General features: G+C 43.4%; 12 protein-coding genes. All 12 read right to left on the reverse strand.

The annotated features are described in order from the left end of the window. Positions 1 to 27 precede the first annotated feature (27 nt). On the reverse strand, positions 28 to 1,479 hold the full coding sequence (locus B5G04_RS00045) for a transposase (RefSeq protein ID WP_087394992.1): 1,452 nt from the start codon (positions 1,477 to 1,479) through the stop codon (positions 28 to 30). Between the two features lie 102 nt (positions 1,480 to 1,581). Further along, on the reverse strand, positions 1,582 to 3,858 hold the full coding sequence (locus tag B5G04_RS00050) for a TonB-dependent receptor plug domain-containing protein (RefSeq protein WP_087394997.1): 2,277 nt from the start codon (positions 3,856 to 3,858) through the stop codon (positions 1,582 to 1,584). Continuing rightward, entirely contained in the window at positions 3,855 to 4,694 is an 840-nt protein-coding gene (locus tag B5G04_RS00055; protein ID WP_013617817.1) for an ATP-binding protein, read from the reverse strand. Before B5G04_RS00055 ends, B5G04_RS00050 begins: the two co-directional genes overlap by 4 nt. 34 nt (positions 4,695 to 4,728) lie before the next feature. Beyond that, positions 4,729 to 7,743, reverse strand: coding sequence for a sensor histidine kinase (locus B5G04_RS00060; RefSeq protein WP_087395000.1), 3,015 nt, complete (start codon positions 7,741 to 7,743; stop codon positions 4,729 to 4,731). Between the two features lie 5 nt (positions 7,744 to 7,748). After that, positions 7,749 to 9,299 (reverse strand): WD40 repeat domain-containing protein, encoded by a 1,551-nt coding sequence (locus tag B5G04_RS00065; protein ID WP_143269841.1) that lies wholly within the window; start codon positions 9,297 to 9,299, stop codon positions 7,749 to 7,751. A 190-nt stretch (positions 9,300 to 9,489) separates the two neighbouring features. Further along, the gene (locus B5G04_RS00070; protein WP_239413987.1) at positions 9,490 to 10,050 is read right to left on the reverse strand and encodes a DJ-1/PfpI family protein; all 561 of its coding nucleotides are present in this window, start codon (positions 10,048 to 10,050) and stop codon (positions 9,490 to 9,492) included. Then, entirely contained in the window at positions 10,040 to 10,453 is a 414-nt protein-coding gene (locus B5G04_RS00075) for an ATP-binding protein (protein ID WP_013617821.1), read from the reverse strand. The genes B5G04_RS00070 and B5G04_RS00075 overlap by 11 nt, the downstream gene beginning before the upstream one ends. Before the next feature lie 12 nt (positions 10,454 to 10,465). After that, positions 10,466 to 10,777 (reverse strand): STAS domain-containing protein, encoded by a 312-nt coding sequence (locus B5G04_RS00080; protein WP_013617822.1) that lies wholly within the window; start codon positions 10,775 to 10,777, stop codon positions 10,466 to 10,468. A gap of 43 nt (positions 10,778 to 10,820) precedes the next feature. Further along, positions 10,821 to 12,938, reverse strand: coding sequence for a glycogen debranching protein GlgX (gene glgX, locus B5G04_RS00085; protein ID WP_087249714.1), 2,118 nt, complete (start codon positions 12,936 to 12,938; stop codon positions 10,821 to 10,823). A 2-nt stretch (positions 12,939 to 12,940) separates the two neighbouring features. Next, on the reverse strand, positions 12,941 to 13,249 hold the full coding sequence (locus B5G04_RS00090; protein WP_022039552.1) for an STAS domain-containing protein: 309 nt from the start codon (positions 13,247 to 13,249) through the stop codon (positions 12,941 to 12,943). Between the two features lie 6 nt (positions 13,250 to 13,255). Then, positions 13,256 to 15,112 carry an AGE family epimerase/isomerase gene (locus B5G04_RS00095; RefSeq protein ID WP_013617825.1) on the reverse strand — a complete coding sequence of 619 codons (1,857 nt, stop codon included), beginning with the start codon at positions 15,110 to 15,112 and terminating at the stop codon, positions 13,256 to 13,258. 30 nt (positions 15,113 to 15,142) lie between these two features. Further along, the gene (locus B5G04_RS00100) at positions 15,143 to 16,309 is read right to left on the reverse strand and encodes a SpoIIE family protein phosphatase (RefSeq protein ID WP_013617826.1); all 1,167 of its coding nucleotides are present in this window, start codon (positions 16,307 to 16,309) and stop codon (positions 15,143 to 15,145) included. Positions 16,310 to 16,332: the final 23 nt, after the last annotated feature.

Here is a 16,332-nt window from a genome sequence, read left to right on the forward strand (position 1 = left end):
GAGATTATTAATTCAAGTTTCGCAAGTTCAACTTGCAGGTTTTAATCTATAAATGTCGCAAATATGTTTCATATCTTCCTCCCTGTTGATGATAGCCTGATAGATATCTTCATCAGTCAATCCGAAGAGTTCCGCAACCGCAATGACCAGTTCTTGCATGACGCCCCATATCCTTTCCGCAACGGACAGTTCCAAAGAATCCTTGGTTACGTCTTCAAAGAGCTTTCCCATGGTCTCGTAGGCTGCAAACCTCTTCACTAAGGAAAGGATGTTGTATTGCAAAGCCGTCAGGGATGTCGCCGCGATTTGCGAGGCGAAGTTGCCGGCCTGGCATTTGCCCAGCCCCAACAGCCCCTTCGCTTCCTTGAACACGACTTCCAAAGACCACCTTTGGGCATAAATCCGGTACGCTTCAAGGAACTCAAGCCGTATGTCCGTGGTCATCAGGCCGTTCCATGCGCCCCGTTTGCTTCTCCTGACAAAGTACAGGCGTACCTTGGTATCCGCAAAGGTCACGTCCGCCACGATGTAATAGCAACGCAGTCTCCTGCTGTACTTCCGCCTGCCTTGCCTGTTAAGGTGCCTGATCAAGGCCGGCGCGGTATAAGGCTTCCCGTCCAGACAGTATTTTGTCCTGCTGTTTTCTCCCACCTTGATCATGCCCAGGTAATCGCACCTGACGTGGCGGGAGCGGATGAACCGGATGACATCCTTGCAGGCGAACCAGCTGTCTGCCAGCACATACCTGAACCTGACCCCTTTGCGGATGGCGCGTCTTATCATGGCAATCATCAGGTCGGTTTTCTTTGCCGTGTATTCACCGATACGCTCCTGCAAGGCGTCGCCGCTGTCACGTCCTTTGGTGAAACGTCTTGCGAGCTCTTCATCGGACATCCCGAACTTTCCATCCTTTCCTTTTTCACCCAGCAGTGCAAAATCCAGAAGCATTTGGGTTGTCCCGTCCGTGACGGCAAGGAACAATGCCTTGAAACCGAGGATGCACCTGTGATGGACATGGGAAAACACCCTGCCGATGTTCTCCATGCGCCGTCCCGTCTTGGGATAGTCCGTGTCATCGACTATCAGACAGACCGTGCCTTCCTTGCGCCCGGAGCGGAGTCTGATCTTCGACCAAAGCTGGAGGGTGAGGTGATAGACGGACTTCCGCCAGTTTATCTTGGGATTACTCATGAAACGGTAGAACACGTCTTTCTTGCATCCCAGCAAGCCGCTTAAGGAAGACCCGGTGAAACGATAAGGGTTACGGACCATGAAACACGGGTACAACAGCAAAGCCTGGAACACCTGCAACAACGGATACACATTGTTGCACTTGCTCTTCATGCCGAACAAGGTGGATTCATTCATTCTTAACCATTTGATAACGTCCAGTATGGAATACATCGCTTTATGCGCGTCATTTTTTCTAAAAAATGCGCTGATTTCTGAAAGAAAGTCTGTAACTTTGTGCAAGGGCATAGGGCTGAGTAATGTTTTGATTTGCAACTATAAAATTACTCATTTTCTGCGATATGTGGAAATCCCTGTGCCTCTTTTATATCCCAAGAAGAAGGTTATCTATTAACTTGCGAAACTTGAATTATTAATATTAAATTCGACATTAAACCTATTAAATTTATAATCAATCCCTACATTCCAAACAGCACGTGCTGGGATATCTAATTCCTCAGAAAACATATTCCCCTGCTCATCAGGTATTTCGTATAATGAAGTCTGATCTGATAATACATTTAAATGGGTATGAACATTGAAATTTCGAAAAATTTCATACATCAAAATGAGATTTGATGAAATTGTCGGTACGTTATACACATCATGACCTTTCACATTATATTTATCAGAAGATAAAACATACTGCCAAGTCAAATTAAACCAACCTTTAAAGCGTCGAAATGAATATGAAGAAGATAATTCACAGCCAATATTTTCCAACCTACCTGCATTCGTATAAACCAATCCATCGGGTACTATAAAATCAGTAGCTTTATTATAAAAACAATTAATATCAAAATTCAAATCTTTAAACCAATCATTAGCAACAAAAGTTAACTGATAAGAATGCAAATACTCCGACAATAAATTTTCTCCTCCTGTAGTTGTATCAAGCGTATTATTCCGATAAAAATAAGGTGCATCCACAAAAGATTTAGCATAACTAAATTTCAGATTCCATTTAGGTTGTATCAAAATTAAAGCTAAACGAGGAGAATATTCTTGTATTACTTGATTATTCCGACGTTTTTTATAATCATAACGTAAGCCTGCATTCAAAATCAAAAAATCTTTCCATTGGTGTTTTACTTGCGCATAAGCACTCACACTTATTTCAGACCCCACATATAAATTTTTTTTATCATCATAAGTAACAAGGACTCTATCAAAATTATCTCCTTCAACATAATAAGAATCACTAAGATGAAATCTATCGAATTGCAAGCCCGCGCTTATTGTACCTTTATGATTTTCACTTAAATTATATTGATAATTTCCCTTTAAGAATCCCCCCCAAGTCGTTTCTTGCCAATTATGATATTGAAATGCACCTTTTGTCGAAATAATTGTATCATTTGTTCCAACAGGGAAAAACATATTATATCCTACATCTGGAACAGTATCTCCTGCTATTTGGTATCTACTTTGATTTTCCATATCCAAAATAAATCCAGCATTCATTTGAAAACGTTCCCATTGCTTTTCGATAGAAGCATTTAAATGATGAGATAATTTAGCAAACCCAGGAGCGTTACCTTGAAAAGTTCGATAGCGGTCATACGAATAGGGAGCAAAAAAATAACTCATTGAATAAGGTGCTACAGTTTTACTAAAATTTGTATTATACAACAAACTAAAATCTTTCCAACCTAAATTCAATCCTACATCAAATGACGGTTTTTTGTTAAAACCACCAATAATTATATCACCGGGAACAGGCAAAACCCCCATTTGCTCTTCAACCGGAACATTCACCTTTTCTCCTGAAGAATTATAAACAGATGCCCATCCCATAATGTTCCAATCCAAATATTGCTTTCCAAACAAAAAGCTACTCTTTACCTGACCATAGTTTCCAACGCCTATTTTTACTTCAGCCCCATTGATTTCATAACCAGTATGTGTAATAATATTAACCACAGCGGTTAATGCCACACCACCATAAAGAGAAGAAGCCGGACCACGCAAAACCTCTATCTGTTTCACTTTATCTAAGCTAATACTAAAATCAGGACGCGAAGTATTCGTTGAATAACTATTCAAACGGTGTCCGTTAAGCATTATAAGTATTTTCTCTTGACCAGATGAATATATACCACGCATAGCAATGTTCATTTCTTCATTTGACTCAATATCTGTCATACCTGGAACAAAAGCAAGCAAGGCCTCTTTTAAATTCCTTGCCCCCGATGCCTTAATCATCTCTTCCGTTATCAATGTAACCGGTACCGGAGCTTCTTCTATGGATTCGGTCTGTTGTGAAGCTGTAGTAATAGTTGTCTCTTCACCTCGTTTCAGACGTTCTATCATATCTGCAAAGCGCAAGGGGTCATGGATGGATGTGCTATAATACGGGTCTTCTTTCAAAAGGAGAGAAGCATACTTTTCAGCATCCTGTACATGGTCTTTTCCTAAATAGCACAACGAAAGCAAGCGGTAGGCACTGGTCTTCAATGCCCCGTCAAACCCTGCGATATTCTCATTCAACAAACGAATGGAAGCATCAAAATGTCCTATGGTATATTCTTCTTCTGCCTGCATATAAATCTGGCGCAGCTCACTATCGTCTTGCGCCCATGCCATGGATGCCGCCAGCAAAAAGAAAGTAACAATCCATTTTCTCATGCTTTAATCGGTATTATTAATGAAAATGTAGTAAACCGGCCTTCTTCTGAATCAAACTCAATGCGTCCGTGATGTTTCTCCTCAATGATACTACGGGTGATAAACATTCCCAGCCCCGTACCTTGCCCTGTAGGCTTGGTCGTAAAGAAAGTCTCGAACAGCCGTTGTTTCACTTCAGGGCTCATCCCTACCCCATTATCGGTGATTGAGATAACCAACTCTTCCGCCTGCCGTGCCACCTTGACCGAGACCGTCGGCTTATAGTCGGCATCACCGTTCTGCGCCTTATCCCACACAGCATAACAAGCATTGTTCATCACATTCAGTACGGCACGGCTCAAATCCTGAGGCACTACAGACATCATCGGAATATCCTTTCCATAATCTTCCAAGATAGAGATATTAAAATTCTTCAGATTTGCCCGCATCGCATGATACGAAAGCCATACATATTCCTTTACCAGCTTGCATACATCCGTCGGAATAAACTCGTCTTCTTTCCCACGCGAATACAATAATATATTCTGAATGATGCTGATAGCCCGGTCGCCATGTTCCTTTATCTTTTGCAGGTTCTCTTTCAGGCTTTCCATTATATCCCGGATATCCTCTACGTCATCCCCGTCAATATCTGCCGTATTGGCTTCGATATCTTCTTCCAAATCTTTTATCAAGTCTCCAGAAAGCTTGCTGAAATTGATGACAAAGTTCAACGGATTACGTATCTCGTGTACGATTCCTGCCGTAAGCAAACCCAATGTAGCCATTTTTTCCTGCTGCCTTAACTGGTCTTGCAAACTTTCTACCTGCCGCTTCAATTGTTCTATCGTTTCCATATCTTGAGATTTTTGAATTAATCTTTTTGTTTTCTTAATTATTCTCTTCCCCTTTCTCATCCGCATCATTCTTTTTCCCATTTTCCGGATGGTGGACAGGTACAGAAATAACAAATTCGGTATATTCATTCTTAACCGATTGTATAGTTATGTCCCCGCCATGATTGAGTATGATTTCCCGGCTAAGATACATACCTACTCCCACCGCTTCTGCCGTAGTTTTCGTGGTAAAGAACGGATCAAATACCTTGTCTATAATAGAGGACTCAATGCCAACACCATTATCATAAATACTTACTTTCGCCTGGCTTGAATCGGCATCAATGAAAACCCGCAACCGTATCAAGGGTTCGAAAGCCTTACCTTGCTGACGTTTTTTCCGAAGCGCATACATGCTATTTGCCAGCATACTCATCACGACCTTGCTGAACTGTTCTGCATCCACTTCCGCTACAACCATCGCTTCCTTATCCGGTGATTCTATCCGGATATGACACTCAGCTATATCTTCGGCGTAATACGCATGAAGCATCTCTATATTCTTACGGCAAATCGATACCAGATTAATCAGCGTCGGATTCACACTCCGGTCTTTCAGCATTTCCTCCATTGCTTTCAATATACGCGTCGTGTTCAACCCATGTTCTTCAATCTTCTTCAGGTTCGTATTCAGCATATCAAGTGCGTCAACGGAATCTTCGTAAATGTCCGAAGTCATATTCTCCTGGTCATCGTCCAGGTTATCCTTGATGTCTTTTACCAGCCCGATGCTCATGTGCGAGAAATTGTTCACATAATTCATCGGGTTCAGAATACGGTCTACAAGCCCTTTGGTCAACGTACCCACCGTAGCCATCTTCTCTTGACGGATAAGCTGGTATTGAGCCTTGCTCAAATCATCGAGGGCAATCTCCAGCTTTTTGGATTTTTCTTCAATCTCGTCCTTCTGATTACGTATTTGCGAGGTCCGTTCTTCCACGATATGCTCCAGACGCATCTTCTCCGCCAAAAGCCGGCGCATACGCCACCTTATCAAAAACAGGATGAGCAATGAAAGTGCAACGATATACAATACGATGCTATACCAACGTACATAAACAGGATAACGCACGGTTAAAGGCAATGTCAACGATTCCATCGTACGCCCGTACCGGTCGCGTGCCATAACCTGAAATGTATAACGTCCCGAACGTGGATTGGCAAAACGTACCGAAGTCTCCGTACTCCAATCCGACCATTCGTCACCGGCATCCAACCGGTAACGGTATTCCGTTGCCCCCAGGACAGAGAACAAATCCGAAGAGAAATACACCTTGATATCACGGATGCCGCTATTAAATGTAAGCTCTTTAAAAGGAAGCGTAACCCCCAGGCGGTCTCCCTCATCAAATCCGCCCCATACCACCGAATCATTATCAATCACAATGCGCCGGATGTATACATGAGATTTCTTCGCATAATCCGGTTCTTTCACCGCCATATTCCAATGAATCAGTCCGAAATTTCCTCCCAACCATACATCATCCCCATCGGTCTCCATTGTTCCTATTGTCAAATCATGTATGGGACGCAAAAGGGCATTTATCTCCTCCATCCCTTGTTTTTTGGTGTATATATGCAGGTTTTTCCCGTCATTATTTGTTCCCCAGACACGCCGGCCCGGCTCGGGATAAACAAACTGGGGATATTGGATATCCGAAGACCACAAAGAGCGGTCCGCCACTTCTACCAGCTTTTTCCCAGCCTTATCCCACTTAAACAACCCTACATGGCTCAACACAAATATGATTCCATTCTGGACGAAAAGCGTATTGTTAAAACTGTCTTTCTCACCTTTGGCATTTTCGGGAGCCAGAATAACATACCCGGAATAGTCTCCTTCGCAACGGAACACCTGGCCATAAATATTCCTTACCCACAACGTCTTATCGTCATCTACATAAAAATAGGTAGCCTTCTCGATAATGTTCAGCTGTTTCCTTTCACCCTGCCGGACCTGATAAACACCGTCCACTTCACCCGCATAATACGTTCCATCTCCGCAAACATAGGCAGAAAGCGTATGGCTGTCCGTTATTTGCCGTGCCTGCCTGCCATATACGGCATACAAGCCGCCAGCCGTAGAAGCATAGACATTCCCTGCCGCATCTTGCTGGAGCTGCCAACAGGCATGCTGGATTGCCCGAATCGGTTCAAAAACATCACCTTCCTTATAGAACAAGCCCTGCAAAGTGCCTACGTAAAGCCCGTCGGCGGTATGGCAAATGGACTGCACTTCACCCGATAAGCCCTCGTTAGAGCGGAAATAAGTATATGCTGTATGTATATTTACTAAAAAAAGACCATTATCGGTAGCTCCCCACACATAACCAGACGAGTCTGCATAAATGCCATTCACATTGTTATTGCACAACCCGTTTTGCTCTGTCAGCGCATACACTTCATTCCCCTCTTTATCCAACATCACAAAACCGTTTCCAGCCGTAGCCAACAAGACCGAGCCATCCTCCAGCGTCAACCGCTTGTTTACCAATGCCTCTTTATAATACCGGATATCATCGGATTTGTCCTGATTAACAATAAAACCGTCCATGGAATCATCCTGAATATCCGCATCACCCAGCGAAGTCGTAACATAAATCTTCCCATCCTTCTCCCCGATATCCGTCACTTCGCCCAAAAAACCTTTATTGTTTTTAGAGAATACCATCTGCAATTCCAGTTCTCCATTCCCGCCTGAGGTCAGATATCCGAACAGATTGTATCCGCCTACCCAGATTCGTCCCCGGTTGTCCTTAAATAATTTCGTAATCCGGAATACCCCCGGAGCATGAATCGTATGCCACTCCGTCTGGTCGTAATACAATACCCCTTCGAAATTGGCAACATACACCCGGCCGCTATCATCACTCACAATATCAAAATTACGGTTGTGCGCATGATAAACCGCAGGAGAATAATTGACAAAGAAAGGAATCCCGTCCTTTGCCTCTATTTGCCCTATACCGGCAAGCAGCAAAAACACCAGACACAGAAGATATCGTTTCATCGTCTTCAATCTTTAATTTTATTTACTAATTTAAGCCGTATGCGGGGAACATTACGCCCTACATAATACGACCATTCATCATCGGTAAAATCCCGCTTCAGCTTGCTTTGGATAAGAGCAGCCATCTCGTCGGGAGAAATCATGATACGCGACACTGCTCCACTCTCATCTCCTGTCCATATCGTATTATCTTCCGCCATGCAAATGCAATGCACCCATCCGGATAAAATCTTCAACGATACCGCCTCCTGCTTGCTGGCACTGATGTCCCACAAGCTTACGGTGCAATCATAACTGGAAGAGAACAAGTATTGCCCTTTAAATTCAAGTTGAGTTATACGGGAACGATGCCCCACAAGCGATTTTACCACATTCCCCGTCTCATCTATCAGATAAATATTTCCATTCTCTACTCCGACCGCTCCCATTTTCAAGTCAGACGACCAGGAAAAAGCCGTAACTTGCTCTTTAATAAAATGTTCCTGAGGAACCAGTTCCCCTTCACGCCCTATCCTCCATAAGCCGTTTTCCTTACCGAATGCCAACCATTGGTTTTCTTTACATCCCAAAGCGGCAAGAGGTTCTGATAGAGAAATGGTTTTCTTTATCCGGTCCTCCTTCTTATCATATATATAAAGGTGCATAGCCGAAGCCAAAAGCAGCTGTCCGTTGCCGAAAGGAACAATCCTCATCCACCCGTTATCTTCCGGCAAGAGAAAGGTCTCTGCCGATTTCCCGTTTATGACAAGCATCCTCCCATCGTATGACAAGGCATACACCACATTATTTTCATCCCAATAAACATCTCTGAAACTATACTCCGGATTGCTGAACAACACTTCATTCCCAGCAAATCCCTCATCATAACGCCATCGGTTCACTTCTCCATAGTTGCTCACCGAGACATAACTGTTTTTACCGTCCGAAGACTGAACTATCTTCGTGACACCTCCCTTATGGAGATTCCTGGACACAAAACTTTCACTGGTCTGTCCCAAGGCATTAAAAATAACAGGCTGATACACATTCCCTTTATATTCGGATGTATATTTCCACGAAGCATACGCAAGCAAAGCCGCCACATCTTTATTGCCAGCCCTGTATTGCACATTGGAAAGCAAAGCCAAAGCACGTCCCAATGCCACATTGCTCAACGTATCAGCCACATTCCTTGCATATTCGGCACGAAGTTGCTGTTGTACGGCAAGCTCACGCTGGTTCTCCGCCATATTTCTAGCTTCAACCGCATTGCGGGAAAAAGCTTCCGCCTTTTTCTGCTCTTCTTCGGCACGTATGCGCATCTGCTCGGCCACTCCCATCTGGAATACCGCTTCTTCGCGTTGCTTCTCGGAAATGTCTTTTTGCTGATAAGCTATGTCTTCCATCTGTTTGCTGATACGTTCCACCACATACGACTTACCTTCTTTTTCCTTATACTCATCCAGCTGAGCCCGCAAAGCATCCACCCGCCGGGATAAGCCGATATTGAAATATCCCAATATCACCACCACAACGAGAAGAAAAACACTCAAGATATGCCAACCATGCTTTTTCACTTCGATTTTCAGTATATATCATTTAACAAAGAAAACGAAACTGGCTCCGATGGCTTATGAAGCCAGTTCCGCCGTCCGATGGAACTATCTCCGTCCGCCCATGCAAGTATATGCGTTTTTACCAGCAACAAGCCGGCCTTACGACATACCCACACCTGCGGACAAAAGAAACGTCCCCTTTTAATAGGTTTTATTTGCTTGCCAACGCTTTCAATATCTCGGAAGCCAGCAAATAACAATGCCCTCCGGTGCGCGCCGAAACCAAGTCTCCGTCGACCACAACATCTGCATCAACATACTCTACACCATAGTTCTTGGCATCGCCCAACAGATTATTATGCACGGTCATCTTTCTTCCTTTCACCAGTTCGGCTACAGGAGAGAACAACCACAAGCCGTGGCAAATCACTCCCTTAACGATGTCCTTGCGTGCAAATACTTTTTGCAAGAACACACATGCAGGAGGAAGCTTCGTCACATCTTCGGTATACCGAAGACGGTCTGACACCATACCTGCGGGCACGATAATAGCTGCATAATCATTAAGAGCCTCATCATCAAGTGCCTCAAAGCTCTCATTACAATAAAACGGTGCCCTGAATTCATGCCCGCTAAACGTAATGCCCTCGTTGCCCCAAAGACGGGACAGAAAATGAACCTCATACCCGGCTTCCTTGAAACGGAACTGATAATAGAAGATTTCATTTTCATAGAAATCGCTTTCTATAAGTATTCCTATCTTATTTTTCATCATCAATCTTTTTCTTGATAGTCAATATATTTTCATTACCTACATGTTCATACGACACGTTATCCATCATCTGAACCGTAAGGAAGATTCCAAGTCCCCCTATCTGGCGTTCTTCCAGCGGAAGAGAAACATCCGGCATATCCCTTTCCAACGGATTGAACGGCACACCTCCATCAATAAACTTCAGCGTGATGCATCCGTCGGCCTTCTCTATCTGAATCTTCAGATAACCTTCCACGCCTTCAGGGTAAGCATAACTTACCACATTGACCACCAGTTCCTCGCAAACCAGATGAATGGCATACAATTCCTTGGTGCATGATGCCACCTCCCCGGTCTGGAGGATGGCATCAATGATTTCTTCCGTTCTGCCTGCAATAGGCTTGAAAACCAATTCTTTCATAGCATTACCTGCTTACTTGCTTACGAAAGAAATGTAGTTCTGCAGACCTGTCATTTCAAACACGCTACGGATATCAGCAGCGCAATTCACAAACTCAATTACAGGGTTTCCGCCCAATTTCTGCTTGGCAAAAATAATGGTACGTATACCGCTACTGGCAATATAAGCCAGCTTGGTGGCATCAAAGACAACTTTTTCTATGCCCTTGCCTTTGTATCCGTTCAATTCTTCCATAAGGGCAGGAGCATTGCCTGTAGTAAGCTGGTCACCTAAAACGATAGTCAAGGTATTACCTTCCTGATTGATTACAAATTGATTATCCATATCTTTTTAATTTATAATTTTACAATTTACTATTTACAGTTTTCTATTTCCCAACCAAAATCATGATAGAACGCGGTCCTACCAGGATTTCCTGCTGGTTTTCAATCATACACTCTTCTCCCGGTTCGCAAATATCGTCCGGAGCAGCCATTTCCGTATTGGCAAATACATGCCATGCCATGCCTTCGGGCAATTGCGGGAGTTCGAACCCATGCATGTCCCAATGCATATTCATGGCTACATAAATAAAATCATCAGGCACCCCGTCTGTCTCCGCATACCGCCCGTTCAGCATAAAGGCTGCGGTCAGATTGTTATATCCGGTATCAGGACGCCATGCTTTTACACCGTGCCATGAGAAATCGGGATATCCCAGATTACGGTAATCACAATGCCCGAAATGATATTCGAAACGCAATGCTTTATGAGCCTGACGGAAGCGGATAATCTTACGGAAGTAATTATAAATGTCCTCATTCTTCTGCAGATTCGTCCAGTCGATCCATCCGATTTCATTATCCTGACAATAAGCATTGTTATTCCCATATTGGGTATTCCCCATTTCGTCACCCGATAATATCATCGGAATACCCTGGCTTACCATCAACAAGGATATTGCATTCTTTATCTGTTTATGACGCAGGTAATTGATTCCCGCATCTTCACATTCGCCTTCCCAGCCGCAATTCCAGCTATTGTTATTGTCTTCTCCATCCCGGTTGTCCTCGCCATTCGCTTCATTGTGCTTGCCATTATACGATACAAGATCCATCAATGTAAATCCGTCATGGGCTGTAATAAAGTTCACACTTGCCTTAATGCCCCGGTTTTGAGAGGCATACAAGTCGGCTGAACCTGCGATACGTTCTTTCACATCGCCCAATACATGTTCGTCACCTTTCAGGAACCTGCGGATGCTATCCCGGTATTTCCCGTTCCATTCCGCCCAGCGCCCCCATGAAGGAAATGCACCTACCTGATACAAGCCTCCGGCATCCCATGCCTCAGCTATCAATTTGGTTTTACCCAAAATAGGGTCATGAGCCAATGACTCCAGCAAAGGCGGATTAGGCATCGGACATCCATTCTGGTCACGTCCCAAGATAGCCGCCAAATCGAAACGGAATCCATCCACGTGATAATCGGTTACCCAATAACGCAAGCTTTCTACAATCATATCCCGCACATTGGGGTTATTGCAATTCAACGTATTTCCGCACCCGCTGAAATTGAAATAATATCCATCCGGTGTCAGCATATAATAAGTCTTATTATCAATACCCCGATACGAGATATAAGGCCCATTCTCATTCCCTTCTGCCGTATGGTTGAAAACCACATCCAGGATAACTTCAATGCCATTCGCATGAAGTTGCTTGATAAGATTTTTCAATTCATCCACCTGCATACCGAAACGCCCGGTAGATGCGTATGCGGCTTTAGGGGCAAAGAAGCCTACATTGCTATATCCCCATACGTTGTAAAGCATATGCCCGTCAACCGGAGAAGGCTTGCTGTTCTCAAATTCGTCAAACTCATGAATCGGCATCAATTCCACGCAATTCACGCCTAACTCCTTCAAATAAGGAATCTTTTCGGCTATGCCGGCAAAGGTCCCGGGATGTTTCACATTCGCATTTGCGCCACAAGTGAAATTACGGATATGCATTTCGTAAATGACCAATTCATTCACCGGCGTTTCCAAGGGAAGGTCGTCTTCCCAATCAAAGTCATCACAAACCACACGGGCACGGTATTGGTATACATTGTCCCAATCGGGCTGGGCACCCCATACGTCACGTCCTGCAATCAGCTTGGCATACGGGTCCATCAAGATTTTCGTCTTATCAAAACGATGCCCTTCTTCCGGATTCCATGGACCATCCATCCGATAGCCGTATTCAATGTTCTCGAAATCCAAATCAAAAACCATCATCGAGAATACATTTCCCATCTTGAATTCCTTCAGGAAAGGTATTTCGACAAACGGTTCCGGTTCATGATTATGGAAAAGAACCAACGTACAAGCCGTAGCGTAACGGGAATAGACCGAAAAATTGACGGCATTTCCCATTACCGTAGCTCCAAAAGGATAAGGACGCCCTGTACGCAATTTCAATCCTTTATATTCATGCGTCGGAAATAAATCTACTCGCTGCATACTTACCCTATTTGAGTTTGACACTCTTCTACTGTATCGAAGTATTTAAAGAAATGTTCGAAGCCTGTAATAGCCATTACTTCCCTCACCTCTTTAGATACACCTACCAAGTACACATTCAAGCCATTGGATGCAGCTACTTTATAAGCATAAAGCATGACACGCAATCCGGCACTCGATACATACTTACATTCAGACAAGTCCAAAATCACACTTTTGTTTTCATCCAAAATAGACAATATGACTTGCTGTTCTTCTTTGCTGGATGAAGCGTCCAACACAGAACCTACTTTATGAACTTCCGCACTCATCTTTTTTCAATCTTTAGGAACAATAACGACTTTGACTTTCGGACGATATTCTACGGCAGGCAGCTGTATGGTCAACTTATCTGCATCGAAATTCTTCCATTCCCGTCCGTCAATCCATACTTCCTGCAATTTCACGCTTCCTACAGGCAAGATATCGGGTTGTACACGCAATACATTATCCTTGAAACCATTTACCATAGGTTTGAAATATAAGGTCAACGGTTTCTTGGTATTCAGCAAATTGGTATAAGTAGCTGCCAGATAAGCTAATTCTACTGAATGGTAAGCACTCATCGAGTGGCTTCCCTTCTTACGTTCCGTACCCAGCAGGTAAGGCAAGCCATTAGCCAATACATTGAAATAAACGGCTCCGTCTTCATGGTCAAGGAAATAAGTATTATAGAAGGCAGCTGATTCACGTGCATATTTCAAATATTCCTCTTTGCCATAGATACCATACAGAATCTCGTATGCCAAAATCGCCTGCTCCTGTTGCCACCATGCCTTACGGTCGTGCCATGCGAAACGATAATATTCTTGATTGCCATGCAAACGGCGTTCCATCACATCATACCAACCGCCACGCTGTACGTCCAAACCTACTTGAGGCATGACCTCTGCAATATGCTGGGCAAATTCTTCATACGATTTCTTCGGGCAGATGCTATTGATACGCATCAAGTTCCATGCAATCTTCAGATTATGCCCCACTACCGCACGGTCTTGTTGCCATCCCCATGTCAGGTCATGACTCCAATCGTCCATAAAGCGCTCATTTACAAACGGGCTATTCTCATAATCCGGGAAATGTGTAGTGATAGTATCGGCTGTATATTCCAAGAAATCCTTGTATTTCTTTTCCTCAGTAGCCAGATACAAGTTAATCAAATAAGCAGGAGCATGATCACCTACAGAGTTCCAGTTCTTACGCATCCGGTTCGGGCCAAGGCTTGAACTGTCCGGACTCAACAATACCGGGTCTATATGCGAATAATATCCTTCTCCTTTCTTATCCTTGAAGAAACGTTCGAAAAGGTCGATAGTCAATTCAGCATCGCGCAAAATAGAAGGGTCACCGTTCACACGGTAAGTCTGAATCGGACCAGCCAATGCATAAATCTGCTCATACATCGGGATGGCATCGTAATCATCGCCAAACTCAGAAGTAAAGATTTTCTTTTCTTTGTCCCCATCAATGTCAATGCCATGATACCAATAAACCACATTCTCATCTACATCGTAGAAACGCATGTGTTTTTTCAGGTATTCCACACCTTTTTCAGCTGTTTCCAAGAAAATGTCTTCACCTGTCAGCATAAAAGCGGAAGCCATACCGTAAATCATACGTGAAATCGTATCGGTTTCCTGGCGGAAAGAGTTCACTTCCCGTTTGCCGCCCAGGCTTACCGCCGTACGGTATTTTTCATAATCGATTTCACCATCACCGAACTGCGCACGGACAAAAAAGTTACAGATACTCTTTGCCTGATTAGCCCACCAGTTGGATTCTTCAAAACGGAACTTACCTAATTCTCTTTCCGGAAAATCTATCTGTTTTGCTTCAAATGTATACTGCCCGTCATGTTGGGGATAGAAAATACCAAAGACAAAAGCCATACGGCCATTTTGAGACAAAAGCTGATAAAGATTACCAGTAGCATCCTGGTAAGGTTCGTCCAAATTACGCATCAAACGCGCAAATGTAGTATCTGTTAACAATACAGGGAAAGAACGTTTATCTGTTGTTGTCAACGTAAAACATTTCTCACTTTCATTAAAATCGCTTACATATCCGGCAATCAGATCTGTAAATTCAAACTGCATCTTATCGGCAGGTTTGAATACTTTAAAATTGTCTTTCATAAAAAAAGGTCTTTTATTGTACTACATGTGTTATTTCAATCGTTTCAATATCAACATCGTAATGTCATCGCTTTGAGGTTCGTTCCCGACAAAATCCTTCAAGTCTTCCAAAATAGCTTCCGCTATTTCTTCGCTCCCTGCACCCGGTACACTCTTCAAGGTTTTCTCTAATCCGCTTTCCGAAAACATTTCCCGGTTTTCATTAAAGGCTTCTGTCACACCATCGGTGTAGAGAATCAACGTGTCTCCCGGCTCCAAAGTCAAGCTCGAATTTGTATAGACAAAATCATCAAATACGCCTACGATGAAATTCTTGGAAAGCGGTAATGGTTCTACGGTATTATTCTTACGCAATAAATACGGAGGATTGTGCCCTGCATTCGTATAGTCCACCTCGCCGGTCTTGATATTGTAAATACCATAAAAGACCGTTACAAACATTGAGTCAAGACTTTCGTTACACAACAATTTATTAGCATAATTGATGCATTCATGAGAAGGGACTCCCCTGATGCCTGTAGCACGAATCAACGTCCGGCTTACTGCCATAAACAAGGATGCCGGGACACCTTTCCCCGATACATCGGCTATTACAAAGCCGATTCGTTCTTCGTCTATCTGGAAAAAGTCGTAGAAATCTCCACCCACATCTTTCGCCGGAGTCATTGAGGCATAAATGTCAACAACATCAGCCAACTTAGGGAATGGCGGAAATTTACGAGGCAATATAGCCTGCTGAATCTCACCAGCCACCGCTAAATCATTTTTAATAGACTCCAACTGATCATGTTCATTCTGCGATTCTCTGACAAAATTTATTTGCTCAATCGCCTTTTCTATCGTGCGTGACAAATCATCCAAATCAATCGGTTTAGTAGCGAAATCAAATGCACCGTTGTTCATCGCCGAACGGATGTTGTCCATATCGCCGTATGCCGACACCATAATGCATTTCAATGCCGGATTCCTCATCTCGTTGATGCGGGTCAACAAAGTAAGCCCATCCATTTCGGGCATATTGATATCACTCAAAATAATATCAAAGTCTTTCTTTTCCAACACCAATTGCAAGGCTTCCAAACCATTATGCGCAAAGGTGAACTCGTATTCACCCTTGCGGATTTTCCGACGAAAATACTGGGTCAACAGTATTTCCAAGTCCTGTTCATCGTCTACGCTTAAAATTTTAATTGCCATATCTTATTCATTCTAATAATTTA

The sequence above is a fragment of the Bacteroides sp. An51A genome (assembly GCF_002161565.1).
GTDB classification, from domain to species: domain Bacteria; phylum Bacteroidota; class Bacteroidia; order Bacteroidales; family Bacteroidaceae; genus Phocaeicola; species Phocaeicola intestinalis.

What these genes read in the sequence shown, in the direction of transcription:
- B5G04_RS00060 (WP_087395000.1), bottom strand. Translation starts at nt 7,743, where the DNA reads ATGAAACGATATCTTCTGTGTCTGGTGTTTTTGCTGCTTGCCGGTATA.
- B5G04_RS00070 (WP_239413987.1), bottom strand. Translation starts at nt 10,050, where the DNA reads ATGAAAAATAAGATAGGAATACTTATAGAAAGCGATTTCTATGAAAAT.
- B5G04_RS00100 (WP_013617826.1), bottom strand. Translation starts at nt 16,309, where the DNA reads ATGGCAATTAAAATTTTAAGCGTAGACGATGAACAGGACTTGGAAATA.
- B5G04_RS00080 (WP_013617822.1), bottom strand. Translation starts at nt 10,777, where the DNA reads ATGGATAATCAATTTGTAATCAATCAGGAAGGTAATACCTTGACTATC.
- B5G04_RS00045 (WP_087394992.1), bottom strand. Translation starts at nt 1,479, where the DNA reads ATGCCCTTGCACAAAGTTACAGACTTTCTTTCAGAAATCAGCGCATTT.
- B5G04_RS00050 (WP_087394997.1), bottom strand. Translation starts at nt 3,858, where the DNA reads ATGAGAAAATGGATTGTTACTTTCTTTTTGCTGGCGGCATCCATGGCA.
- glgX (WP_087249714.1), bottom strand. Translation starts at nt 12,938, where the DNA reads ATGCAGCGAGTAGATTTATTTCCGACGCATGAATATAAAGGATTGAAA.
- B5G04_RS00095 (WP_013617825.1), bottom strand. Translation starts at nt 15,112, where the DNA reads ATGAAAGACAATTTTAAAGTATTCAAACCTGCCGATAAGATGCAGTTT.
- B5G04_RS00055 (WP_013617817.1), bottom strand. Translation starts at nt 4,694, where the DNA reads ATGGAAACGATAGAACAATTGAAGCGGCAGGTAGAAAGTTTGCAAGAC.
- B5G04_RS00090 (WP_022039552.1), bottom strand. Translation starts at nt 13,249, where the DNA reads ATGAGTGCGGAAGTTCATAAAGTAGGTTCTGTGTTGGACGCTTCATCC.
- B5G04_RS00075 (WP_013617821.1), bottom strand. Translation starts at nt 10,453, where the DNA reads ATGAAAGAATTGGTTTTCAAGCCTATTGCAGGCAGAACGGAAGAAATC.